Annotated in this window: 20 protein-coding genes; 4 read left to right on the top strand and 16 right to left on the bottom strand. The window is 66.2% G+C overall.

What is annotated here, in order from left to right:
• Positions 1-23: 23 nt before the first annotated feature.
• The 8 genes from narI to ACFWB0_RS17205 all read right to left on the bottom strand — a co-directional run bounded on the left by narI (position 24) and on the right by ACFWB0_RS17205 (position 12290).
• Positions 24-755, bottom strand: coding sequence for a respiratory nitrate reductase subunit gamma (gene narI, locus ACFWB0_RS17240; protein WP_378491682.1), 732 nt, complete (start codon positions 753-755; stop codon positions 24-26).
• Positions 752-1444: a nitrate reductase molybdenum cofactor assembly chaperone gene (narJ, locus tag ACFWB0_RS17235; protein ID WP_378491681.1), complete on the bottom strand. Its 693-nt coding sequence runs from the start codon at positions 1442-1444 to the stop codon at positions 752-754. The genes narI and narJ overlap by 4 nt, the downstream gene beginning before the upstream one ends.
• On the bottom strand, positions 1441-3114 hold the full coding sequence (gene narH / locus ACFWB0_RS17230) for a nitrate reductase subunit beta (RefSeq protein WP_378491680.1): 1674 nt from the start codon (positions 3112-3114) through the stop codon (positions 1441-1443). The genes narJ and narH overlap by 4 nt, the downstream gene beginning before the upstream one ends.
• Positions 3114-6812 carry a nitrate reductase subunit alpha gene (locus ACFWB0_RS17225; RefSeq protein ID WP_378491679.1) on the bottom strand — a complete coding sequence of 1233 codons (3699 nt, stop codon included), beginning with the start codon at positions 6810-6812 and terminating at the stop codon, positions 3114-3116. Before ACFWB0_RS17225 ends, narH begins: the two co-directional genes overlap by 1 nt.
• Complete coding sequence (locus ACFWB0_RS17220; RefSeq protein ID WP_378491678.1) at positions 6809-8044, bottom strand: nitrate/nitrite transporter; 1236 nt, start codon at positions 8042-8044, stop codon at positions 6809-6811. Before ACFWB0_RS17220 ends, ACFWB0_RS17225 begins: the two co-directional genes overlap by 4 nt.
• Positions 8045-8296: 252 nt before the next feature.
• A complete protein-coding gene (locus ACFWB0_RS17215) occupies positions 8297-10597 on the bottom strand; it encodes a polyribonucleotide nucleotidyltransferase (RefSeq protein WP_378491677.1) in 2301 nt (766 codons plus the stop codon).
• A gap of 310 nt (positions 10598-10907) precedes the next feature.
• Positions 10908-11177, bottom strand: coding sequence for a 30S ribosomal protein S15 (gene rpsO / locus ACFWB0_RS17210; protein WP_378491676.1), 270 nt, complete (start codon positions 11175-11177; stop codon positions 10908-10910).
• Positions 11178-11324: 147 nt separating this feature from the next.
• Positions 11325-12290: a bifunctional riboflavin kinase/FAD synthetase gene (locus ACFWB0_RS17205; protein ID WP_378491675.1), complete on the bottom strand. Its 966-nt coding sequence runs from the start codon at positions 12288-12290 to the stop codon at positions 11325-11327.
• Between the two features lie 110 nt (positions 12291-12400).
• Here ACFWB0_RS17205 and ACFWB0_RS17200 point away from each other — a divergent pair, with 110 nt between their 5' ends.
• From ACFWB0_RS17200 to ACFWB0_RS17185, 4 genes are read left to right on the top strand one after another with little or no spacing between them, the layout of a single operon-like run.
• Positions 12401-13288 carry a metal ABC transporter substrate-binding protein gene (locus ACFWB0_RS17200; RefSeq protein WP_378491705.1) on the top strand — a complete coding sequence of 296 codons (888 nt, stop codon included), beginning with the start codon at positions 12401-12403 and terminating at the stop codon, positions 13286-13288.
• Positions 13285-14064, top strand: coding sequence for a metal ABC transporter ATP-binding protein (locus ACFWB0_RS17195; RefSeq protein WP_378491674.1), 780 nt, complete (start codon positions 13285-13287; stop codon positions 14062-14064). The genes ACFWB0_RS17200 and ACFWB0_RS17195 overlap by 4 nt, the downstream gene beginning before the upstream one ends.
• Complete coding sequence (locus ACFWB0_RS17190) at positions 14064-14939, top strand: metal ABC transporter permease (protein ID WP_378491704.1); 876 nt, start codon at positions 14064-14066, stop codon at positions 14937-14939. The genes ACFWB0_RS17195 and ACFWB0_RS17190 overlap by 1 nt, the downstream gene beginning before the upstream one ends.
• A 9-nt stretch (positions 14940-14948) precedes the next feature.
• A complete protein-coding gene (locus ACFWB0_RS17185; protein ID WP_378491673.1) occupies positions 14949-15644 on the top strand; it encodes a metal-dependent transcriptional regulator in 696 nt (231 codons plus the stop codon).
• A gap of 7 nt (positions 15645-15651) precedes the next feature.
• Here the strand turns inward: ACFWB0_RS17185 and truB are convergent, their stop codons facing one another.
• From truB to infB, 8 genes are all read right to left on the bottom strand, one after another.
• Positions 15652-16569, bottom strand: coding sequence for a tRNA pseudouridine(55) synthase TruB (truB, locus tag ACFWB0_RS17180; protein ID WP_378491672.1), 918 nt, complete (start codon positions 16567-16569; stop codon positions 15652-15654).
• 3 nt (positions 16570-16572) lie between these two features.
• The gene (gene npt / locus ACFWB0_RS17175) at positions 16573-17235 is read right to left on the bottom strand and encodes a 4'-phosphopantetheinyl transferase Npt (protein WP_378491703.1); all 663 of its coding nucleotides are present in this window, start codon (positions 17233-17235) and stop codon (positions 16573-16575) included.
• Between the two features lie 38 nt (positions 17236-17273).
• Entirely contained in the window at positions 17274-18212 is a 939-nt protein-coding gene (locus ACFWB0_RS17170) for a metallophosphoesterase family protein (RefSeq protein WP_378491671.1), read from the bottom strand.
• A 6-nt stretch (positions 18213-18218) separates the two neighbouring features.
• Positions 18219-19586 carry an MATE family efflux transporter gene (locus ACFWB0_RS17165; protein WP_378491670.1) on the bottom strand — a complete coding sequence of 456 codons (1368 nt, stop codon included), beginning with the start codon at positions 19584-19586 and terminating at the stop codon, positions 18219-18221.
• A complete protein-coding gene (locus ACFWB0_RS17160) occupies positions 19586-20578 on the bottom strand; it encodes a bifunctional oligoribonuclease/PAP phosphatase NrnA (protein ID WP_378491702.1) in 993 nt (330 codons plus the stop codon). Before ACFWB0_RS17160 ends, ACFWB0_RS17165 begins: the two co-directional genes overlap by 1 nt.
• 7 nt (positions 20579-20585) lie before the next feature.
• Positions 20586-21035, bottom strand: a complete 450-nt coding sequence (gene rbfA, locus ACFWB0_RS17155; protein WP_378491669.1) for a 30S ribosome-binding factor RbfA — start codon at positions 21033-21035, stop codon at positions 20586-20588.
• A 61-nt stretch (positions 21036-21096) separates the two neighbouring features.
• Positions 21097-21387, bottom strand: coding sequence for a DUF503 domain-containing protein (locus tag ACFWB0_RS17150; protein WP_378491668.1), 291 nt, complete (start codon positions 21385-21387; stop codon positions 21097-21099).
• Between the two features lie 88 nt (positions 21388-21475).
• Positions 21476-24442: a translation initiation factor IF-2 gene (gene infB / locus ACFWB0_RS17145; protein WP_378491667.1), complete on the bottom strand. Its 2967-nt coding sequence runs from the start codon at positions 24440-24442 to the stop codon at positions 21476-21478.
• Positions 24443-24524 lie beyond the last annotated feature (82 nt).

Below are 24524 nucleotides of genomic sequence, written 5' to 3'. Positions count from 1 at the left end.
CAGCAACCACTGCTGCGTTCTCGTCACCAACCTCGACGTCGGGGCTGCGATCCGACGAGCTGTCCCTTTGTGGCTTCGTCGCGACCGCGGTACACGATGTACGGGCGGAACAGGTACGCGAACGGCGCGCTGAAGGCGTGGACGAGTCGTGTGAACGGCCAGATCGCGAACAGCACCAGCGCGACCGTCACGTGGATGTGGAACGAGAGCGTCGCCTCGGCCATCAGGTCGCCCCGAGGTTGCAGGATCCAGATCGACCGGAACCACGGTGACACCGTCTCGCGGTAGTTGTGCGCTTCGTTGGCCTCGAACGCGCCGATCACCGTGGTGGCGAGCCCGGCGACGATCGCGGCGACCAACACGACATACATGACTTTGTCGTTGACAGTGGTCGCGCTGAACACGGGCCCCCTGGTGCGCCGGCGGTAGACCAGCAGACCCACGCCGACCAGCGTCGCGACACCCGCAATGATGCCAGGAACCGCCGCGCCCCAGTGGTACATGTGTTCGCTGATGCCCACGGCTTCCGTCCAGGACTCCGGGATCACCAGACCGATGACATGTCCGAGAATCACCACGAGCATGCCGAAGTGGAACAGCGGACTGCCGATCCGCAGCAACCGGCTCTCATACAGCTGCGACGAGCGGGTCGTCCACCCGAATTTGTCGTACCGGTACCTCCACCAGATACCGACGATCAGTACGGCGAGGGTCACGTACGGCACGATGTCCCAGTAGATCACGCCTGCGTTCATGCCGGCCGACCTCCTTCTCGAGCGGAACTGCCGTCGCTGCGCGGCGGCACGGTGAGGGTGAAGGGCTGCAGTCCGATCGCCTCGGCGGGCGGTCCCGCCTCTGCCAGATGCCGGGCTCGCTGCAACTCCTGGTCGGTGACCGGCGGAAGTGTGGCGCACACCGCGGTCACAGTGTCGGCATAGGGCGAGGCGTGTTCGACGAGCGCGGTGTGCAGCACGTCCAGGGGCGCCCGGTGCGCCGCGAGCAACTTCTCCCCCACCTCCGGATCGACGGTCGCCGCGAATTCGAGCACTACGGGCAGGTGGTCGGGCGCCTCCCCGTCGGGTGGCTCGACTCCCGCATTGCGGTAGGCACGTGCGAACGCATGGATCTCGGTGCCCCGATTACGTGTGTCGCCGCCTGTCCAGTAGGTCAGGTACATCGTCGAGCGTCGGCGCATGTCGAAGGTCTCGACGTACTCGCGTGCCGCGACGAGGGGCTCGGTCGTGCGGAGGTACAGCGCGGTGCGTGCGAGTGCGTCGTGTTCGGATCCGGTGACGTGCTCGAGCAGAGCATCGACGGTGACGAGCCGCCCCGGGGTCCGCTCGTCGGGATAGGCGAGCAACAGCGACGCCGCCTGGCGGATCGCGCGGTGCTGCAACCGGACCGCCGCGAGGTCGCGTCGTGTCGAGCGGCGAAGCAGCTTCATCGATCATCCTCGGCATCGTCTCGGTGGTGTTGCGGGAATATGCCTGCGGGTACGCCTTTGCCATCCCAGTTGAGCAGATTCACCCGCGACGGATTGCTGGAGTTCGCGGCCATTCCCTCAGAGGTCTGCCGCTGTTCGAGCGCGTGGAACGTCTCGACGGCAACCGGCACCGGCCCGCCGCTGGACTCGCCGAACGGACCCGATTCGTACATGCCGGGTCCACCGTCGAACGACAACGAGCAGTCGGTTGCCGTCTCCTCCAGCTTGTGGCCGTCGGTCGCGTACGCGGTCGGAATGACGTAACGCTCGTCGTACTTGGCGAGCGCCAGCAGCCGGTACATCTCGTAGATCTCTTCCTCCGTCATGCCCACCGCCTGTGGGATGTGCGGCTGGGTGTCGCGCCCGAGGTTGACATCGCGCATGTACGAGCGCATCGCCGCGAGTCGGTGCAGCACGCCCTCGACCACGTCGGTGTCACCCGCGGTGAACAGTTCCGCGAGATACTGGACCGGGATCCGGAGCGACTCGAGTGCCCCGAACAGGTTTCCGATTTCTTCCCCGTCGTGGCCGTCACGGCTGACGGCGTCAACGACCGGCGACAGCGGTGGGATGTACCAGACCATCGGCATGGTCCGGTATTCCGGATGCAGCGGTAACGCCACCTTGTACTTGTTGATCAGAGCGTAGATCGGCGAGCGCTGGGCTGCGGTGATCCAGTCGTCGGAGATCCCTTCGGCCCGTGCACCTGCCATGACTTCCGGATCGTTCGGGTCGAGGATGAGCTGCCGCTGCGCTTCGTACAGATCCTTGTCGTTCTCGACGGACGCGGCGTCGAGCACTTTGTCGACGTCGTAGAGCACCAGCCCGATGTACCGGAGCCGGCCGACGCAGGTCTCCGCACACACCGTCGGCAATCCGACCTCGATCCGCGGATAGCAGAACGTGCATTTCTCGGCCTTGCCCGTCTTGTGGTTGAAGTACACCTTCTTGTAGGGGCAACCCGACACGCACATCCGCCAGCCCCGGCAACGATCCTGGTCGACGAGCACGATGCCGTCCTCGCTGCGCTTGTAGATGGCGCCCGACGGGCACGATGCCACGCACGACGGATTCAGGCAGTGTTCACAGATCCGCGGCAGGTAGAACATGAAGGTCTCTTCGAGTTGGAGTTTGACCTCCTCGTTGATCTTCTGCAGGATCGGGTCCTCCGGCAGGATCTCGGGGGAACCGCCGAGGTCGTCGTCCCAGTTCGCCGACCACTCCACTTTCATCGGTTTGCCGCTGATGAGACTGCGGGGCGGCGCGACCGGGATGTTGTTGCCGAGCGGCGCGGTGGTGAGGTTCTCGTAGTCGTAGGTCCACGGCTCGTAGTAGTCGTTGATCGACGGCATCTTCGGATTGGAGAAGATGCGGGTGAGCTTGTGGATGCGCCCACCGTCACGCAGACGTAGCCGGCCCTTCTTGTCGCGGACCCAGCCGCCCTGCCACTTCTCCTGGTCCTCATACCTGCGCGGATACCCTTGTCCCGGTCTGGTTTCGACGTTGTTGAACCATACGTACTCGGTACCCGAGCGATTGGTCCAGGCCTGCTTGCAGGTCACTGAACATGTGTGGCATCCGATGCACTTGTCGAGGTTCATCACCATCGCCATCTGTGCCATGACCTTCATCAGTACGTCACCTCCTGGCTGCGGCGGCGGACCACCGTTACTTCGTCACGCTGGTTTCCGGTGGGCCCGAGATAGTTGAAGGCGTACGACGTCTGCGCGTACCCGCCCGCCATGTGTGTCGGTTTGATCAGGATTCTCGTGATCGAGTTGTGGATACCGCCTCGCTTGCCGGTGGTTTCGGTCAGCGGTACGTCGATGGTGCGTTCCTGCGCGTGATAGACGTACACGACTCCTTCGGGCATACGGTGCGAGACGATCGCGCGGCACACCACCACACCGTTACGGTTGACCGCCTCGATCCAATCGTTGTCCCGGACCGAGATCTTCGCCGCGTCGGCCGGACTCATCCACATGGTCGGGCCGCCACGCGACAACGACAGCATGAACAGGTTGTCCTGATACTCGGAGTGGATCGACCACTTGGAGTGGGGCGTCAGATAGCGCACGGTCAGGCCGATTCCGTCGGTCGTTCCGAGTGCAGATTCGCCGAAGAGTCTCGACATGTCCAGCGGCGGCCGGTAGGTGGGCAGCTGCTCCCCGACCTCTTCGATCCAGTCGTGGTCGAGATAGAAGTGCATGCGGCCGGTGAGGGTGTGGAACGGTTTGAGCTCCTCGATGTTCACCGTGAACGGGGCGTAACGCCTGCCACCGGTCTCGCTGCCGGACCATTCGGGGCTGGTGATCACAGGGACCGGTCTGGCCTGGGTGTCGGCATAGGTGATCCGGCGCTCTTCGCTGCCCTCGGCCAGGTGGACGAGGCGCCTGCCGGTGCGCTTCTCGAGTTCGCGGAATCCTTCGACGGCCAACCGGCCGTTGGAGGTTCCCGACAGCGACAGGATCACGTCGGCCATCCGCTCGGCAGTGGTGATCGCGGGGCGGCCCGCACCGGCACCGGTGTTCATCACACCGAATTTCGCGGCGAGTTCGGCGACCTCCTCGGTGGGATGTGTGGTCACGCCCTTGGTGGTCAGCCCGAGCTTGTCCACGAGTGGTCCGAGCGTCGACCACTTGTCGGCGATGGCGGTGTAGTCGCGTTCGACGACCGCGATCGGCCCCATCGTCTTTCCCGGGATCGGCACCTCACCGGTCTTGCGCCAGTCGTTCTCGGTACCCGAGGGGAACGCCATTGCGCCGGGGGTGTCGTGCTGGAGCGTGCCCATCACGACGTCGGTGCGGGTGCCCAGGTGCGTGCGTGCCTGCGCACTGAAGGCCTTCGCGATCGCACCGAATGCTTCGTAGTCCGAACGGGTTTCCCAGGGCGGGTCGATCGCGGGACTGAAGGCGTGGATATAGGGATGCATGTCGGTGCTCGACAGGTCGCCCTTCTCGTACCACGTCGCGGCGGGTAGCACGATATCCGAGAACAGCGTGGTGGACGTCATGCGGAAATCGATCGACATCAGCATGTCGAGTTTGCCTTCCGGCACGGTGTCGGTCCACGTCACCTCGTTCGGCTGCAGTCCGTCGGTGGTGGTCTCGTCCTGCAGGTTCGAGTCGGTGCCGAGCAGGTGTTGCAGGAAGTACTCGTTGCCCTTACTGGAGGAGCCGAGCAGGTTCGAGCGCCACACGCTCAGCACGCGTGGCCAATTCTTCGGGTTGTCGGGATCGGTCACCGCGAGTTTCAGATCACCGCTCGCCAGTTGCTCCGCGACATAGGACGGAATCTCCTTGCCTGCGGCACGTGCATCGTCGGCGACATCGAGATTGTTCCGGTCGAACTGCGGATAGAACGGGGTCCATCCCATCGCGACAGCGGAGGCCATCACATCCATCGTGTGCTTGTCGCGGAAGCGGCCGCGCCCCAACGGGCTGGACAAGGCGTCGGCGCGATAGCCGTCGTATCTCCACTGATCGGTGTGCACATACCAATACGACGTCCCGGCCATCTGTCGCGGCGGCCGACTCCAGTCGGTGCCCATCGCCATCGCCGCCCACCCGGTGACGGGACGGCACTTCTCCTGGCCGACGTAATGCGCCCAGCCACCGCCGTTCCGGCCCATCGATCCGGTGAGCAACAGCAACGCCAGCACTGCGCGATAGGTGGCGTCGCCGTGGAACCACTGACAGATACCCGCGCCCATGATGATCATCGAGCGGCCGCCCGATTCCTCGGCGTTGCGAGCGAGTTCCTTCGCGATCCGAATCGCTTGACCCGCGGACACTCCGGTGATCGATTCCTGCCACGCCGGCGTGTAGGGCGAGTCCGCGTCGTCGTATCCCGTGGGCCACTGCCCCGGCAGACCCAGCTCCGGACGGTTCACGCCGTATTGGGCGAGCATGAGGTCGAACACCGTGCACACCAGGTGTTCGCCGACCCGGCGCACGGGGACACCGCGTTCGATGCTCTCGCCGTGGCCGTCGATCGAATCGAAGCTCGGCAGATGCACCGCCGCGGTCTCACCCGCGACTCCGCCTCCCGGCGCAACGGTCAAGGTCGGTACCAGGTCGCCGAGGTCCAGATTCCATTTTCCTACGCCGTCATCGCCGTACCGGTGGCCGAGCGAACCGTTCGGCGCGACGACGGTGTCGGTGGCGCCGTCGAGCAGGACCGGCTTGAAGGCGGCATTCTCGACATCCTCGCCGAGGTCGGCCGCAGTGAGGTTCTTACCCGGCACGAGCATGCCGTCGCGGTCTTCGAGCTTCACCAGGAACGGAAGATCCGTGTACTGCCGTACGTAGTCGACGAAGAACGGGACCCGTCGCTGTACGTAGAACTCGTTGAGCAGCACGTGGCCCATCGACATAGCGAGCGCGCCGTCGGTGCCTGCGGCGCACGGCATCCATTCGTCGGCGAACTTCGTGTTGTCGGCGTAGTCGGGGCTGATCGAGACGACCTTCGTGCCGCGGTAGCGAACCTCCGCCATCCAGTGGGCATCGGGTGTCCTGGTGACAGGCACGTTCGAGCCCCACATCATCAGGTACGCGGCGTCCCACCAGTCACCGGACTCGGGCACGTCCGTCTGGTCGCCGAAGACCTGTGGGGATGCGACGGGCAGGTCTGCGTACCAGTCGTAGAACGACGTCATGACGCCACCGAGCAACTCGATGAAACGTGATCCCGCCGCGAACGACACCATCGACATCGCCGGGATCGGCGAGAATCCCGAGACTCGGTCGGGGCCGTATTCCTTGATCGTGTGCACGTGCGCGGCCGCGATCATCTCGGTGGCCTCGGTCCACGTCACGCGTACCAGACCGCCCTTGCCGCGTGCCCGCTGGTAGCGGGCTCGTCGCTCGGGATCGTTCTGGATATCGGCCCAGGCGAGGACCGGATCGCCGAGTCGTTGCCGCGCCTCGCGGTACATCTCGACGAGCACACCGCGCGCATACGGATACCGCACCCGGGTCGGCGAGTACGTGTACCACGAGAACGCGGCACCTCGGGGGCATCCTCGTGGTTCGTATTCGGGTCGATCGGGACCGACCGACGGGTAGTCGGTCTCCTGCGTCTCCCAGGTGATGATCCCGTCCTTGACATAGATCTTCCACGAGCACGACCCTGTGCAGTTGACGCCGTGTGTGGAGCGAACCACCTTGTCGTGGCTCCAGCGGTCGCGGTAGAACACATCACCTTCGCGGCCGCCCTGGCGTGTGACGGTACGACCGTCGTCGGATCCTTGCCCGGGAGTGAAGAATCGACCGCTTCGGACCAGGAGTTCTTCGAGGGTTCCGCCCGTACCGGTCTTCTCTGTGGTCACTTCGGTTCCTCCTGCGACTGTGGCGTATCGTTCGCCGGTTCACGTGTCTTCAGTTTCAGTGCGGTGTAGGCCAATGCGATCAGCGCTGTCGCGACGAGCAACAGCAGGCCCACCGTGTAGTCGTTGTCGACCGGGTCGTAGGTCGCGCCCATCACCAGAGGCGGGAAGTATCCGCCCAAACCGCCTGCAGCAGCAACGATTCCGGTGACGCTACCGACCGAATTCGCAGGCGCGCGCCGCGCGACCCACGCGAACACGCCACCGGTGCCGATGCCCAGGAAGATCGCCATCGCAATGAAGTCGGTGGCCGACAGGACGTCGGGCGGCGGTTTGAGGGTGGCGAGGAACGCCGTGACAGCGGTGCCGGCGAGCGAAGCAAGCACAACGTATTTCGGTGGGATCCGGTCGGAGAGTGCGCCGCCGATGGGGCGTGCAATGACCGCGGCGACCGCGAATCCGGCCGTTCGTGTTCCCGCGTCGACGGCCGAGAAGTCGTAGATCGTCTTGATGTAGGTGGGCAGGTAGTTGCTGAACGCCACGAACCCGCCGAACACGATGGCGTAGAGGAACGACATCTCCCATGTGACTCGGAGCTTGCAGGCTGCGAGCAGTTTCGGGGTGACCTTGTCGGTGTTCGGGGTGAACGTCGGCGAGTTCTTCATCGCGACTGCACACAGCACGGCCGTGAGCGCGAGCGCTACCGCGATGATCGCGTGGGTGGCGATCGTCCCGAACCAGCCGACGAAACGCGGGGTGAAGAACGCGGACAGAGCGGTGCCGACCATCCCCGCACCGAACACGCCGGTGGCGAACCCTCGACGGGACTGGTCGTACCAGCCGTTCGCGAACGGGATTCCGACAGCGAAGATCGTGCCCGCGATGCCGAGGAAGAAGCCGAACACCAGGAGCAACGGGTACGACCCCGCCTCACCTGCGAAGCCGACCGCGAGCACCGGAATGATCGAGGCGACGGTGACGAGGATGAACATGAACCGACCGCCGTACCGGTCGGTGAGAGGGCCGACAGCAATTCTGCCGAGCGAACCCACGAGGATCGGCGTCGCGACGAGCATCGACGCCTCACTACTGCTGAGCGACATGTCGCCTGCATATGTGGTCGATAGTGGGCCGATCATGTTCCAGGCCCAGAAATTTATGGCAGATACCCAGGTGGCCAATGCCAGGTTGAACCCAGGTCGTGCCCCGACGCCAGCCGCTGCAACCGTGTTCACCCCCTCAGGTAACCACCCCGGGGAGAATTCGCGCGCATGTTTGGGTAAACGTTACAACGGGCGCACTATGTGAATTCGTACCCTGGTACGAAAGTCCCTGGCGGACCCGACCACCGAGCACCTAGGGTGCACCGGAGCCGAAAGCTTCTTGGAAACAGTGACTTTCGGCAGGTCCCCAGATACCGGATACGACACCGCCCGCGGGCGGTTCTCCCCTACCGGGGGAACCACACGCGGGCGGTGTACGCGAAATCAGGATTCGGCAGCCTCGGTGGCGGCCTCTCCGGTGGCAGCCGGCTCAGCGGCGGCTTCCTCCTCGACGGGGATCAGGCTGATCTTGCCGCGATTGTCGATGTCGGCGATCTCGACGCGGATCTTCGACCCGATGCTCACGACATCCTCGACCTTGGCAATCCGCTTGCCGCTACCCAGCTTGCTGATGTGCACGAGACCGTCGCGGCCCGGAAGGAGCGACACGAACGCACCGAAGGCGGTGGTCTTGACGACCGTGCCCAGGAAGCGCTCGCCGACCTTCGGCAGCTGCGGATTCGCGATGGCGTTGATCTTGTCGATCGCGGCCTGTGCGGACGGGCCGTCCGCAGCACCGACGTAGACGGTGCCGTCATCTTCGATCGAGATGTTGGCGCCGGTTTCCTCGGTGATCGAGTTGATCATCTTGCCCTTGGGGCCGATGACCTCACCGATCTTGTCCACGGGGACCTTGATGGTCGTGATGCGCGGCGCGAACGGGCTCATCTCGTCGGGCGCGTCGATGGCCTCGGCCATGACCTCGAGAATCGTGGCCCGGGCGTCGTGTGCCTGCGACAGTGCACCGGCAAGAACCTTGGACGGGATGCCGTCGAGCTTCGTGTCGAGCTGGAGAGCCGTGACGAAATCCTTGGTACCCGCGACCTTGAAGTCCATGTCACCGAATGCATCCTCGGCGCCGAGGATGTCGGTGAGGGCGACGTACCGCGTCTCGCGGGTGCCGTCCTCGAGCTCGATCTCGTCGGAGACCAGGCCCATCGCGATGCCTGCAACCGGCGCCTTGAGCGGCACACCGGCGTTGAGCAGCGACAGCGTCGACGCACACACCGAGCCCATCGACGTCGAGCCGTTGGAGCTCAGTGCCTCGGACACCTGACGGATCGCGTACGGGAACTCTTCCTGGCTCGGAAGCACCGGCATGAGAGCCCGCTCGGCGAGTGCGCCGTGGCCGATTTCACGACGCTTCGGCGAGCCGACGCGGCCGGTCTCACCGGTCGAGTACGGCGGGAAGTTGTAGTGGTGCATGTAGCGCTTGCTAGTCTCGGGGCCGAGCGAGTCGACCTGCTGCGCCATCTTGACCATGTCGAGGGTGGTGACACCCATGATCTGCGTCTCGCCGCGCTCGAACAGTGCGGAACCGTGAGCGCGAGGAACGATGGCGACCTCGGCCGAGAGTGCGCGGATGTCGGTGATGCCGCGGCCGTCGATGCGGAACTGATCGCGGAGAATGCGCTGGCGCACGAGCTTCTTGGTCAGCGAGCGGAATGCTGCGCCGATCTCCTTCTCGCGTCCTTCGAAGGACGGTGCAACCTGCTCGAGGATCTCGACCTTGACCGCGTCGGTGCGGTCGTCACGCTCCTGCTTGCCTGCGATCGTGAGAGCCTCGGCGAGCTTGGCGGACGCTGCGGCCTCGACGGCTGCGTACACGTCGTCCTGGTACGGCAGGAACAGCGGGAAGTCGCCGGTCGGCTTCGCAGCCGCGGTGGCGATCTGCTGCTGAGCGATGCACAGACGGGCGATGAACGGCTTCGCGGCTTCGAGGCCCTCGGCGACGATCACCTCGGTCGGAGCCTGCGCGCCGCCTTCGACGAGTGCGATGACGTTGTCGGTGGCTTCCGCCTCGACCATCATGATCGCGACATCGGCGGAATCGGGATTGCTCTCGCCGCCGACGATGCGGCCCGCGACGACCATGTCGAACACAGCATTCTCGAGCTGCTCGACGGTCGGGAATGCGACCCACTGGCCGGCCTTGTTCTCCTCCGACGTGATGAGCGCGACGCGCACACCACCGACGGGGCCGGAGAACGGCAGGCCCGCGAGCTGGGTGGAGGCGGACGCGGCGTTGATCGCGACAACGTCGTAGAGGTCGTTGGGGTTCAGGCTCAGAACCGTGACGACAACCTGGATCTCGTTACGCAGACCGTCGACGAACGACGGACGCAGCGGCCGGTCGATGAGGCGGCAGGTGAGGATCGCGTCGGTCGAGGGACGGCCCTCGCGACGGAAGAACGAGCCGGGGATGCGGCCTGCTGCGTACATGCGCTCTTCGACATCCACCGTCAGCGGGAAGAAGTCGAAATGGTCCTTGGGCTGCTTCGAGGCGCTGGTGGCCGAGAGCAGCATGGTCTCGTCGTCGAGGTATGCGACGACGGAGCCGGCGGCCTGCTGAGCGAGGCGTCCGGTCTCGAATCGAATGGTGCGGGTGCCGAAAGACCCGTTGTCGAGCGTAGCGACGGATTCGAACACGCCCTCGTCGACCTCGACTGCGGTGTTACTGGTCATCTGTGAAATCTTCTCTTCCCTCTTCGTCTTCGCCGTACCCGCGCGGGCGCCGGGCCCCCTTGGCCGCGGCTGCGCACCGGCTCACGGAGGCGGCCGTCGATCGAAACCCACCGGCACTTCTCGTGCGGCCGGGAGGTCACTACCGAAGACCGACACCGTCGGTGCGTACGGAACATCGCCGTTGGCGGCGATGTGCTGCGCCGGCAAATGCGGCGCATACACCGATAGCCAACGAGGCCCAGTCTAAGGGGTACCCCGTTGGCTATCGGAAAAGATCAGCGAATGCAGATCGTGTCGCTTCCGAACTGCGTCAGCGACGCAGGCCCAGACGCTGGATGAGCGAGCGGTAGCGCGCGACGTCGGCCTTCTCGACGTACTTGAGCAGGCGGCGACGACGACCGACCAGCAGCAGCAGGCCGCGGCGGGAGTGGTGGTCGTGCTTGTGCTGCTTCAGGTGCTCGGTCAGATCGGTGATGCGCTTGGTGAGCATAGCCACCTGCGCCTCCGGCGAACCGGTGTCGGTCTCATGGAGACCGTACTCGCCGAGGATCTGCTTCTTCTGCTCGGTGGTCAATGCCACTGTCGTACTCCTGATCACTGACGTTCGCGTGATGAAAAACGGGCCGGAACCCGGTGGTGCAGCCGCCGCGAACCGCAGCACACACCGACGGGCAACATTACCAGAGGTCCGCCCGGCGCTTCCCCCGGGGTTGCGTTACGTCACGACCTACGCGTCGTCCACCAGGAGTTCACGAGCGCGGTCCGCATCTCGATGCATCGCGGAAACCAGTGCTTCGATGGAATCGAATTTCTCCATACCTCGAAGCCGCTCGACGAAGTCGACTGCTACGTGCTGACCGTAGAGATCTGCCTCCTCGTCGAGGACGAACGCCTCGACCGTACGATTCCGGCCCGAGAAGGTGGGATTCGTGCCCACCGACACCGCAGCCCGGTAGCGGCGTCCGGCATCGAGCCCGTCCACGGGAGATCCCGAACCCAGGACGGTGAACCACGCAGCGTAGACACCGTCCGCCGGGATGGCCGCATACATCGGGGGTCCGATGTTCGCTGTGGGAAATCCCAGCCCGCGCCCGCGTCCGTCGCCGTGCACGACCACACCTTCGACCCGGTGGGGGCGACCGAGCGCATCGGTCGCCGCAGCCATGTCGCCGGCATCGACGCACGACCGAATGTAGGTCGACGAGAAAGTCACTGCATGTTCGGCGAGCAGGGTCTGCCCGTCGACCGCGAAACCGAAGCGCTCGCCGATCGCGCGGAGCATCTCCACGGTCCCCGCGGCCTTCTTGCCGAAGGTGAAGTTCTCCCCCACCACGACCTCGGCGACATGCAATCTCTCGACGAGGATCTCGTGCGCGTACCGCTCGGGAGAGAGCTTCATGAATTCGGGAGTGAACGGCATCACGCAGAACACATCGAGGCCGAGTTCCTCGGCGAGTTCGGCGCGCCGAGCCAAGGTGGTCAGCTGGGCCGGATGACTTCCCGGACGCACCACTTCCATCGGGTGCGGGTCGAAGGTCATCAACACACTGGCGATACCCCGCTCCTTCGCCGCCTTCACCGCTCGGGTGATCAGTTGCTGGTGACCTCGATGCACGCCGTCGAACACGCCGATAGTGACCACACACCGACCCCAGTCCGCGGGTATCTCGTCCAGACCTCGCCATCTCTGCACATCGGAAGCCTACGACCCCGGAGACGGACCGGCATCCTCGCCCTCGCGCTCACCCCGGGTGGACAACCGGAAGCGACGCTCGGCATAATTTCGGGGTGCCTAACTTTTTGATGAGATGCGCCAAATTAGCCCTGGTTTCCGCATCCGTCGTCGCACTCACCGCATGTGGCACCGTGCAGACCGACGACGATCCCCTCGTCCTGACCACCTTCACGGTGCTCGCCGATATGACACGCACCGTCGCGGGCGACCATGTGCGGGTGGAATCGATCACGAAGCCGGGCGCCGAGGTGCACGGCTACGAGCCGACACCCGGCGACCTGAGGCATGCGACCGAAGCGGATCTCGTCCTCGACAACGGACTCGGTCTCGAACGCTGGTTCGAGCAGTTCCTCGCAGACACCGAGGCCGCACACGTCGTATTGAGCGAGGGCATCGAAGCCCTGCCGATCGGCGATGCGTCCTCCACACAACTCAATCCCCACGCGTGGATGTCACCGGTGACCGCGCAGATCTACGTCGACAACATCGAGGCCGCGCTGAGCGAGCTCGCTCCCGAGCACGCCGCGGACTTCGCAGCCAACGCCGCCGCCTACCGGACCGAACTGCAGGCGGTGCACGACGAACTCGTCACGACGCTGGCAACGGTTCCCGAACACCAGCGGGCACTGGTCACCTGCGAGGGCGCATTCGGTTATCTCGTGCGTGACGCAGGAATGCGCGAGGCCTACCTGTGGCCGGTCAACTCCGACCAGCAGGGCACTCCACAACAGATCGCCCGCACAGTCGATTTCGTCCGCGACAACGACATTCCCGCGGTGTTCTGCGAATCCACCGTCTCCGACAAGGCACAAAGGCAGGTCGCGGCCGACACCGGCGCCGCATACGGCGGCACCCTCTACGTCGATTCCCTGTCCGAACCCGACGGACCGGTGCCCACCTATCTCGACCTACTCCGCCACGACGTCGCAACCATCACGTCAGGACTGAGCTCGTGACACGCTCCCACACCCCACATCTGGCTCCGGACCGACCCTCCGGCCCCGCCCTGCGTCTGGATCACCTCACGGTCCGCTACGACACCGTCGTCGCACTCGACGGGGTGAACCTCGAACTCGACCCCGGCAGGGTGTGCGGGCTCGTCGGGACCAACGGCTCGGGCAAATCAACCCTGTTCAAGGCCGTGATGGGGTTGGTCAAACCCTACGAAGGCGAGGTCACCATCGGCGGCATCGGAATCACCGCCGCACGAAAGTCCGGCGCGGTGGCGTACGTTCCGCAGGCCGAGGGCGTCGACTGGGACTTCCCCGTCGGTGTGCGCGACGTCGTGATGACCGGACGGTACGGACACCAGGGATGGATGCGCCGAGCCCGTCGCGTCGACCACGAGGCAGTCGCGGACGCACTCGAACGTGTCGGCATGACCGCCTTCGCCCACCGTCAGATCGGGCAGTTGTCCGGAGGGCAACGTAAGCGGGTGTTCGTCGCTCGGGCCATTGCACAGCGTGCACCGCTGCTGCTCCTCGACGAACCCTTCGCGGGTGTCGACACGACCACCCAGGTGGCGCTGACCGAGGTGCTCCGCGACCTCGCCGCCGACGGACACACCCTGCTCGTCGCCACCCACGATCTTGCGGGCCTGTCGCAACTGTGCGACGAGGCGGTCCTGTTGCAGGGGCGGGTGATCCTGCACGGCACCCCCGACGAGGTGCTGCTCCCCGAGAATCTTGCGCGTGCGTTCGGTGCGAGCACCGAGCCACAGGAGGTGGCGTGATGCTCGATCCGATCCTCGAACCCCTGCAATACGGCTTCATGCAGCGCGCCCTCGTGGTCGCGGTCATCACGACCGTGGTGTGCGCCCTGCTGAGCTGCTGGCTCGTGTTGATCGGGTGGTCTCTGATGGGCGACGCGGTATCGCACGCGGTACTTCCCGGCGTGGTCCTCGCATACCTGGTGGGCGCACCGTTCACGCTGGGCGCGTTGCTGTTCGCAGGTCTCGCGGTGGCGTTGATCTGGCTGGTCCGCGGGACCACGAAGATCAAGGAGGACGCCGCGATCGGAACGGTCTTCACCACACTGTTCGCTCTCGGTGTCGTCCTGATCTCGAAGAACCCCAGTCAGATCGACCTGCACCACGTGCTGTTCGGAAACCTGTTGGGCCTCTCCCAGTCCGACGTCTGGCAGATCGCCGGGCTCGCCACCGCAGTGTTCGTGGTGCTCGTCGTCAAGCGCCGGGATCTCACCCTGTTCGCGTTCGATCGGGTCCAGGCGCACACACTCGGCATCTCCCCCGCCAAGCTGTCGGCGCTCCTGCTCGCACTGCTGGCTGTCACGATCGTGAGTGCAGTCCAGGCCGTCGGCGTCATCCTCGTGGTCGCCATGCTCATCATCCCCGGCGCCACCGCGTACCTGCTGACCGACAGGATGTCCCGAATGCTGGTGATCGCGCCGGCGCTCGGCGCACTCGGGTCGGTGGCCGGTGTGTACACGAGCTACTACACCGATGCGGCGACCGGTGGCGTGGTGGTCCTCGCCCAGGCCTCGCTGTTCGCTGCCGCGTACCTGTTCGCACCACGGCAGGGCCTGGTGACTTCGGCCCTGCGCAGGCAACCGGTCCGGAAAGGTGATTCTCGGCTGAAGGTTACCTAAGCTGGTGCCGTGACCGACAGTCGTGAGCCCTCCACCGTGACCGACACTCTGTCCTCGGTCGCCCAGGACTACCTGAAGATCATCTGGACCGTCCAAGAGTGGTCGGGTGAGAAGGTCTCGACGAAGCTACTCGCCGAGCGCCTCGGCGTCTCCGCGTCGACGGTGTCCGAAGCGGTCCGCAGACTCGCCGACCAGGGCATGGTCGACCACGCTCGCTACCGATCCATCTCGCTCACCGACAGCGGGCGCGACGCCGCCGTCGCAATGGTGCGCCGCCACCGCCTCATCGAGACCTTCCTTGTCAGAGAACTCGGCTACGGCTGGGACGAAGTGCACGACGAGGCGGAAGTTCTCGAACACGCCGTCTCCGAGCGCATGATCGCCGCGATCGACGCCAAACTCGGCCACCCCGAGCGCGACCCGCACGGCGACCCGATCCCCACCGCGGCGGGCTCGATCCCGTCGCCACCCGCCCGCGCGCTCAGCGAATTCGGCGACGGAGAGCGCGGGCGTGTCGCCCGGATCTCCGACTCCGACCCGGCGATGCTGCGCTACTTCGACGAAGTCGGTATCGCTCTCGACACCGACATCGAAGTGATCGAACGCCGCGACTTCGCCGGTACCGTCTCGGTGCGGATCGGGAGTCCGGACGGCACCACGGTGGATCTGGGAAATCCTGCGGCCGAGTCCATCTGGATCGTCTGACGCGCTGTCAGATGTTCGACGGGCGGACCACGAACACCGACGCCGCCCGCTTCCCCTTCTCCTGGAGCAACGCCACTGCCTGTCCCTGCGGATCGATCGTGGCGTACACGCCCGGCATTCCGATCGGGTCGAGCCAGCGGCCGTGCGAGAGCACCACGGCCTCGTCGGCCGTGACCGAGCGGGTCTCGAACGCAGTCAGGATCGCAGCATCGAGATCGAGGCTGGGTGTCGGATCGTCCGCCAACTGCTCGAGTGTCCGTGCGTGTTCGAGACCGAACGGTCCGACCGTCGTGCGCCGCAGGGCCGTGAGGTGCCCTCCGACGCCGAGCGCTGCTCCCAGATCTCGCGCAAGAGCCCGGATGTAGGTCCCGGACGAACAGTCCACCTCGACGTCGAGGTCGACAAACCCTTTCTCGGGTGTGTCGTGGCGTGCGAGAACGTCGAACCGCGACACAGTCACCGGGCGCGCGGGGATCTCCACGGCTTCGCCCTCGCGCATCCGCGCGTACGCACGCTTACCGTCGATCTTGATCGCGCTCACGCTGGCAGGGACCTGCTCGATGTCGCCGGTCAACACGGCGACCTCCGCGGCAATCCGGTCGTCGCTCACGGTCGAGGCGTCGACGGTCTCGAGCACGTCACCTTCCGCATCGTCGGTCACGGTGTTCTGACCGAGCCGGATGGTAGCGGTGTACGACTTGGTGGTCAGCGCCAGCAACCCCAGCAGTTTGGTGGCGCGTTCGACACCGAGCACGAGGACTCCGGTGGCCATCGGGTCGAGGGTCCCGGCGTGGCCGACCTTGCGGGTACCCAGCAGTTTTCGGCATCGGGCGACGACATCGTGGCTGGTCAGACCCGCCGGTTTGTCCACGACGAGCAGACCGGCGCGGGTGAGGGCAGGGTTCTCGGAAGCGGATTCGGTCACGGGTCAGCGCACCGTGATCGCGGTGAGCACGAGTCCGTCGGCCACCAGCCAACGACCCTCGAACCCGGTCAGCGGCGGGCCTCCGTGGGTGTCGCCCGGAACCAGCAGCTTCGATCGGAACGTACCGGAGGCCTCGGCGGAGTTGTCGCGTTCGAAGGTGATGTGTGCGTCCTCGAATCCGAGCCACCGGCCGGTGAGCGGAAACCACGCCTTGTAGGTGGCTTCCTTGGCGCAGAACAGCAGCCGATCCCAGTGCACATCAGGATCGGAGGTCGATGCGAGCCATGTGCGTTCGACGTCGAGGCTGACCGCGTCGAGGACACCGTCGGGGAGACGGTCGTGCGGTTCGGCGTCGATCCCGAGCGAACGCACCTGCAGCGAGTAGCCGAGCACGGCGCCGCGATAGCCGTCGCAGTGCGTGAGGCTGCCGACCACGCCTCGCGGCCAGACCGGTACACCCCGGTCGCCCTTGAGGATCGGTGCCGGATCGACACCGAGGCGACTCATCGCCTGACGTGCACAGTGCCGCGCACCGATGAACTCGCGGCGACGCTTCTCCACCGCCCTCGCGATGAGCGGTTCTTCCTGTGGGTGGGCCACGAGTCCCGGCGGGTCGGAGAACAGTTCCGCGGCTGCGACACCGTCCGGAACGATCCGTGTGAGCAGACTTTCACGTGCTCCGACCTGGGAGATCGTCGGTTCCGTCACCGCAGTTCCTTCTCTCGTCGAGTCCGAAACTTCTCGGCTTCGGCTTCCATCTCGGGGGTCACGGTGAAGTGACCGCCCCACTTGTTGAGTGTGCCCGGCGGGTAGTCCGGGACGGGGAGGATCTGGCGTAGCACATTGTCGGGGAGGCCGCGCCGCTGCCATTCACGTGGATATCCGACCGACACTTCCTCGAAGCGCACCCCGTCGTAGTAGGTGGTGCGCGGAATGTGGAGGTGTCCGTACACGCTGCACAACGCCCGGTACCGCACGTGCCAGTCGGCGGTCTCGGTGGTGCCGCACCACAGCGCGAATTCGGGATAGAACAGCATTCGGGTGGGCTCGCGCACGAGCGGGAAATGGTTGATCAGCACGGTCGGCAGCTCAGGATCGAGCGCGTCGAGCCGAGCTCTTGTCTGCTCGATCCGTGCCCGGCACCACGTGTCGCGGGTGATGTACGGGTCGGGCTTCAACAGGAATTCGTCGGTTGCGACCACGTTCCGCTCGCGCGCCAAGGCGAGGCCGTCGGCTTTCGTGGTGGTGCCGTCCGGCAGGAACGAGTAGTCGTACAGCAGGAACATCGGCACCAGCGTGACGGGGCCCCCGTCGCCCTCCCAGACCGGGTACGGGTCTTCCGGGGTGATCACGCCGAGTTCACGGCACATGGTGACGAGGTAGTCGTAGCGAGCGACCCCGTGCATCTGTACGGGATCCTTCGCGGTCGTCCACAATTCGTGATTGCCGGGAACCCAGATCACTTTCGCGAAGCGTCCGCTGAGCAGCTTCAACGCCCAGCGGATGTCGTCGGTCTTCTCGGATACGTCACCTGCCACGATGAGCCAGTCGTCGGGTGATTCGGGGAACAGGTCCTCGGTGACAGGCCGGTTGCCCCGGTGTGCCACATGGATGTCGCTGACCGCCCACAGTTTCGCTGCCACCGGCTTCTATCCTCCCGTTCCGTCGTCTGCGTGGACCTGCCGGTCCGCGCCCGTCACTGCCCAACGCCCCGTCCGGGTGCGCCACACGACGGCAATCATCCGAAACACGATGAACACCGTAAGCCCCGTCCAAATTCCCGCGAGCCCCCAGTCGAAGGCGAGCGAACACCAGATCAGCGGTAGGAACCCCAGCAGCGCGGCCGTGAGCGTGGCATTGCGCAGGAACGCGGCGTCGCCTGCGCCGAGCAGCACTCCGTCGAGCGCGAACACCACCCCGGCGAGGGGCATGATCGCGATGAAGAACCACCATGCGACATCGATCTGGCCGAGCACGGCGTCGTCGGTCGTGAACAGGCCGGGGATCATTGTGCGCCCGGCGAGGAAGAACAACGCCAGACCCGCCGCGAACAGCGCCGACCAGGCCGTCACCCGCCAGGCGATCCGGTTCGCGCCGCGGGTGTCCTTGGCTCCGAGAGCGGAGCCGACGAGTGCTTGCGCTGCGATGGCGAGCGAATCGAGGGCGAGGGTGACGAAGTTCCACAGCTGGAGGACCACCTGGTGCCCGGCGACGGCAGCCGCCCCGAACCGCGCGGCAACCGCGGCCGCCGACAGGAAGCACGCCTGGAACGCCAGGCTCCGCGCGATGAGGTCGCGGCCGAGGCGCAACTGCGCGACGATCACCGCACGACGCGGCCGATGCGACACGCCCGAGCGCAGCAGCGCCACGACGAACAGCGTCGCGGCGACGAACTGCCCCACGACGTTGGCGACGGCCGAGCCCACGAGTTCCCACCGCGGAGCGCCGAGCAGACCGTGTACCAGGATCGGGCACAGCACCGCCGAGAGCCCCAACCCCAGCACCACGTATCGCAGGGGTCGTGCGGTGTCCTGCACACCACGCATCCATCCGTTGCCTGCGAGGCTGATGAGGATCAGTGGGGCACCGAACAACGCGACACGTAGCCAGGACACGGCGGCCGCCGCGATCTCCTCGTCGCCTGCGATCAGACTCGCGACCGGCGTTGCAAGCAATTGGCCGATCACGACGATCGCGACCCCGACGCCCACCGCGAGCCAGGTCGCCTGGACGCCCTCGGTGACGGCGTCGTCCCGCCGGCCGGCGCCGTGGAATCGCGCGGCCCGGGCGGTCGTCCCGTACGACAGGAAGGTCAGCTGGGTCGTGACCTGAGCGAGGACGAGGCCGCCGATGGCCAGCCCGGCGAGGGGCAGCGCACCGAGCCGTCCCACGACGGCGATGTCGAACAGCAGGTAGAGAGGCTCGGCAGCAAGCACTCCGAGTGCAGGCAACGCAAGTCCGAGGATGCGTCGACCCGAGAGGTCGAGTGGGGCCCTTCCGGCTTCGGTCGACTCCATCACCCGAGCGCGGCACGCAGGGCAGTGACGATCGCGTCGGAGTCGCCGTATGCCGTGTAGCCGGATGCGAAGCGGTGCCCACCGCCTCCGAGGGAGGTGGCCACCAGCGAGACGTCCACGCCACGTTTGGAGCGAAGCGAGACGGTCCACTCCTGCGGTCCGACCTCTTTGAACACGGCAGCAACCTCGGCTTCGGCGGTGGTGCGCACGATGTCGATCACGCTTTCGATCTCTTCGGCGCCGAGGTGCTCGGAGTCCGCACGACGCACCAGCGCGTACACCAGTCCGCTGCCGCCAGCGGCATCCGGGACGAGCGTGGCAGAAGCCAGAACCGAGGACAGCATCGGCAACCACCCGAACGGGTGTGTGTCGAGAAGTGTGCGGGTGATGCTCGCGCCGTCGATACCGGTCGCGAGCAGCCTCTCCGCGAGCCGGTGGGTACCCGGACGAACCCACCGGAACGATCCGGTATCGGTCGCGAGCCCCGCGAACAGGCAGTGCGCGATGTCCGCGTCGACCTCGACTCCCCACGCGTCGAAGAGGTCCGTGAGGACCGCCGCGGTCGCCTCGGCGTCCACGTCGATGAGATTGTGGGTCCCGAACCGTGTGTTGGAACGGTGGTGGTCGATGATCAACGAGTTCCGGGCGCCCTCGAGTCGGGTCCGCAACCCGCCGAGACGGCCGGCGGTGCCGCAGTCCACAGCGACGAGCAGATCCACCTCGTCCCGGACCTCCTCCGCCGCGGTGACCAGGTGGACACCCGGCAGGCCTCGCATCGACAGGGGCACCGTGTCGGGCGCGGCGAACGCCACCTGCACGGGAATCCCTCGTCGTTCGAACGCCAGGCCGAGTGCCAGCCCGCTGCCGAGCGTGTCGGCATCGGGCTGGATGTGGCACAGCACGGTCACCGTCTCCGCAGCGGAGAGCAGCGCGACGGCGCCGTCCAGGTCGACTGCACCGTCACCGCCGCTCGACGATTCGGAGTCGGGCACTGTTCCGCTATTCGTCGTCGTCACGTTCGCGAGGTTCCTTGTACGGGTCGGAGTCGCCGGCCGGGACCGCGCCCTCCCGTGCCCGTGCCACCTCGTCGTCCGCCGCACGCGCACGCTCGAGAAGTTCTTCCATGTGACGGGCAGTCTCGGGGACGGTGTCGGTCGCGAATGTCAGTGTCGGGGTGAAGCGGACACCGGTTGCCGCACCGACCTTCGATCGCAGGATTCCCTTGGCCTTCTCGAGCCCGGCGGCTGCCGACTCGAGGTCCGCTTCGGTGTTCAGGTCGGCACCGCGCACGGTGTAGTAGACCGTCGCGTCGTGCAGGTCAGGGGTGACCTTCGCGTCGGTGATGGTGATGAACTCGAGCCGTGGGTCCTTGATCTCATGGTCGATCGCGGTGGCCACGATGGTGGAAATGCGCTTCGCGAGTCGGCGCGCGCGTGCTGGATCGGCCATGTCGTTCGTTCCTCCTCGGTCGCCGGTCTCCGGCGACCACTATCGATGTTGTGTCGGTCCGTCAGTCTTCCGGGCCGAACACTCTCAGTCTGGTGGAGAGCAACTCCAGTTCGGGGCGGGCCGCGGCGAGCCTCTCGCACTTGTCGAGTATCTCGCGGACGTGCGCGAGGTCGGGTGCGGCGACCGCCACACCGAGTTGCGCCCGTCGATGCAGATCCTGATCACCGGTCTCCGACGCCGACACACCCAGTCGACGAAGCTCGGCGAGCACCGGCTTGATCAGCGAGCGCTTCCCCTTGAGCGAATGGACGTCGCCCAGGAGGATATCCAGTTCGAGTGCTCCCAGATACATCGTCGGCCTTCTCCCGTCGGATCCGGATCTCTCGACACGCCCGTGGCGGCGGACGACGAGGTCGTCCACCGCCACCGGTCGAGATGTGTCAGTCGCGCGGCTTCTCGCGCAGCTCGTAGGCCTCGATCACGTCGCCGACCTTGATGTCGGAGTAGGTGACCGTCAGACCACATTCGTAGCCTTCGCGCACCTCGACGACGTCGTCCTTCTCACGCCGCAGCGACGAGATCGTGACGGTCTCCGCAACCACGTTGTTGTCGCGGATCAGACGTGCCTTGGCGTTGCGCTTGACGATGCCCGACTGCACGAGGCAACCGGCGATGTTCCCGACCTTCGACGACTTGAAGATCGCACGGATCTCGGCGCGGCCGAGCTCGACCTCCTCGTAGATCGGCTTGAGCATGCCCTTGAGAGCCTTCTCCACTTCGTCGATCGCCTGGTAGATGATCGAGTAGTAGCGGATGTCGACGCCCTCGCGGTTCGCCAGCTCCGTCGCCTTGCCTTCGGCGCGGACGTTGAAGCCGATGATCACGGCGTTCGATGCCGAGGCGAGGTTGACGTTGGTCTCGGTGACGCCACCGACACCGCGGTCGATGACCCGCAGTCGTACTTCGTCGTCGATCTGGATACCCATGAGGGCCTCTTCGAGGGCCTCGACGGTACCGGAGTTGTCGCCCTTGAGGATCAGGTTGAGCTCGTTGTGCTCCTTGAGAGCGGCATCGAGATCTTCGAGGCTGATCCGCTTGCGGCTCTTCGCAGCCAGAGCGTTGCGCTTGCGCGCATTGCGCCGGTCGGCGATCTGCCGGGCGATGCGGTCTTCCTCGACGACGACCAGGTTGTCGCCGGCGCCGGGCACCGACGTGAAGCCGATGACCTGGACGGGACGCGACGGAAGCGCCTCGTGCACGTCGTCACCGAACTCGTCGACCATGCGTCGCACACGGCCGTATGCATCGCCGGCGACGATGGAGTCGCCGACGCGCAGGGTGCCGCGCTGGATCAGGACGGTGGCCACCGGACCGCGACCGCGGTCGAGGTGTGCCTCGATGGCGACGCCCTGCGCCTCCATGTCCGGGTTGGCCCGCAGGTCGAGGGACGCGTCTGCGGTGAGCAGCACGGCCTCGAGCAACTCGTCGATGTGCAGCCCCTGCTTCGCCGAGATGTCGACGAACATGGTGTCGCCGCCGTACTCCTCGGTGACCAGTCCGTACTCGGTGAGCTGCTGACGGATCTTCTGAGGGTTCGCACCCTCCTTGTCGATCTTGTTCACCGCGACCACGATCGGCACGTCGGCCGCCTGGGCGTGGTTGATCGCCTCGACCGTCTGCGGCATGACGCCGTCGTCCGCCGCGACCACGAGGATCGCGAGGTCCGTCGACTTCGCACCACGGGCACGCATGGCGGTGAACGCCTCGTGACCCGGGGTATCGATGAAGGTGATCAGGCGGTCTTCACCGTTGAGGTGCGTTTCCACCTGGTAGGCACCGATGTGCTGCGTGATGCCACCGGCCTCGTCCTCGCGGACGTTGGCCTTACGGATGGTGTCGAGCAGTCGGGTCTTGCCGTGGTCGACGTGACCCATGACGGTGACCACCGGCGGACGCTGCTGGAGATCTTCCTCGCCGCCTTCGTCCTCGCCGTACTGAATATCGAACGACTCGAGCAGCTCGCGGTCCTCGTCCTCGGGCGAGACGACCTGTACGACGTAGTTCATCTCCGAGCCGAGCAGCTCGAGTGTCTCGTCGTTGACCGACTGAGTGGCCGTGACCATCTCACCGAGGTTGAACAGGGCCTGCACGAGCGATGCCGGGTTCGCGTCGATCTTCTCCGCGAAGTCGGACAGCGACGCGCCGCGTGCGAGACGGATCGTCTCACCGCTGCCACGTGGCAACCGCACGCCGCCGACGGCGGGCGCCTGCATCGAATCGTATTCCTGCCGCTTCTGCCGCTTCGACTTACGGCCACGACGCGGAGCGCCACCGGGACGACCGAACGCACCGGCTGCACCGCCACGTCCACGTCCGCCGCCGCCACCGCCGGGACGACCCCGGAAGCCGCCGGGAGCACCTGCTCCTGCGCCTGCAGGAGCACCGGCGCCTGCGCCACCACCGGCTCCACCACCGCGGTAGCCGCCGCCACCGCCGCCGGGACGACCGCCGGGTGCGCCGCCCGGACGACCCGGACGACCGGACGCGGCCGGACGTGCAGCACGCTGCGGCATCGCACCCGGAGTGGGGCGCGGAGGCATGGAACCGGGGGACGGACGCGGTCCGCCCTGACCGGGAGCCGGACGGGGACCGCCCTGACCCGGAGCCGGACGCTGTCCACCTGCGGCCGGACGTCCCTGGCCCGGAGCCGGACGGGGACCGCCCTGACCGGGAGCCGGACGGGGTCCGCCGGGGCCCGGACGGGGACCGGCCGGACGCGGAGCGGGCCGCTCGGCAGGAGCGGACGAGTAGGGGTTGTTACCGACGCGCGGAGACTTCGGGCCCGGACGCGGAGCGGGCTTCGGACCCGGCGTCGGAGCCTTCGGTGCCGGCTTCGCAGCGGGAGCCTGAGCATCCGCCGGTGTAGCGGCTTCGGCGGCCGGTGCTGCCGGAGCCGGTGTTGCGGGTGCTTGAGTCTCCGCTGCCTGAGGTTCGGGGGCCGCGGGCGCCGGAGCGGCCGGGGCTGCGGGTGCCGGTGCCGGTGCCGCGGGCTTGGGTGCACCGGGCTTCGGCCGTGCCGACGAGGTCGGTGCCGGTGCCTGAGCCGCGGGGGCTTCCTTCTCCGGCGTTGCAGGCGCGGCGGGTGCCGGGGCTGCGGGTGCTGCCGGACGAGGGCCCGGACGTGGTGCGCCGGGCCTGGGGCCCGGGGCGGGGGCGGCCTTTGCGGCCGGCGCATCAGCGCTCTGCGCGTTACCGAACGAATCGCGAAGACGACGGGCCACCGGGGGCTCGACCGTCGACGACGCTGACTTTACGAACTCGCCTTGCTCCTTGAGCTTTGCGAGTAGTTCCTTGCTTGTGACACCGAGTTCTTTAGCCAACTCGTGCACGCGGGCCTTGCCTGCCACTGCTCTCCTCACTGATGAGGTCGAGCGGCCAATGCCCGCACGACCTCGGGTTATCTCCGATGGACGTTCATCGCTGGTGCTT

It is taken from the genome of Rhodococcus sp. NPDC060086 (assembly GCF_042730275.1).
Classification (GTDB): domain Bacteria; phylum Actinomycetota; class Actinomycetes; order Mycobacteriales; family Mycobacteriaceae; genus Rhodococcus.
This window is presented reverse-complemented; position numbering and strand designations above follow the sequence as displayed.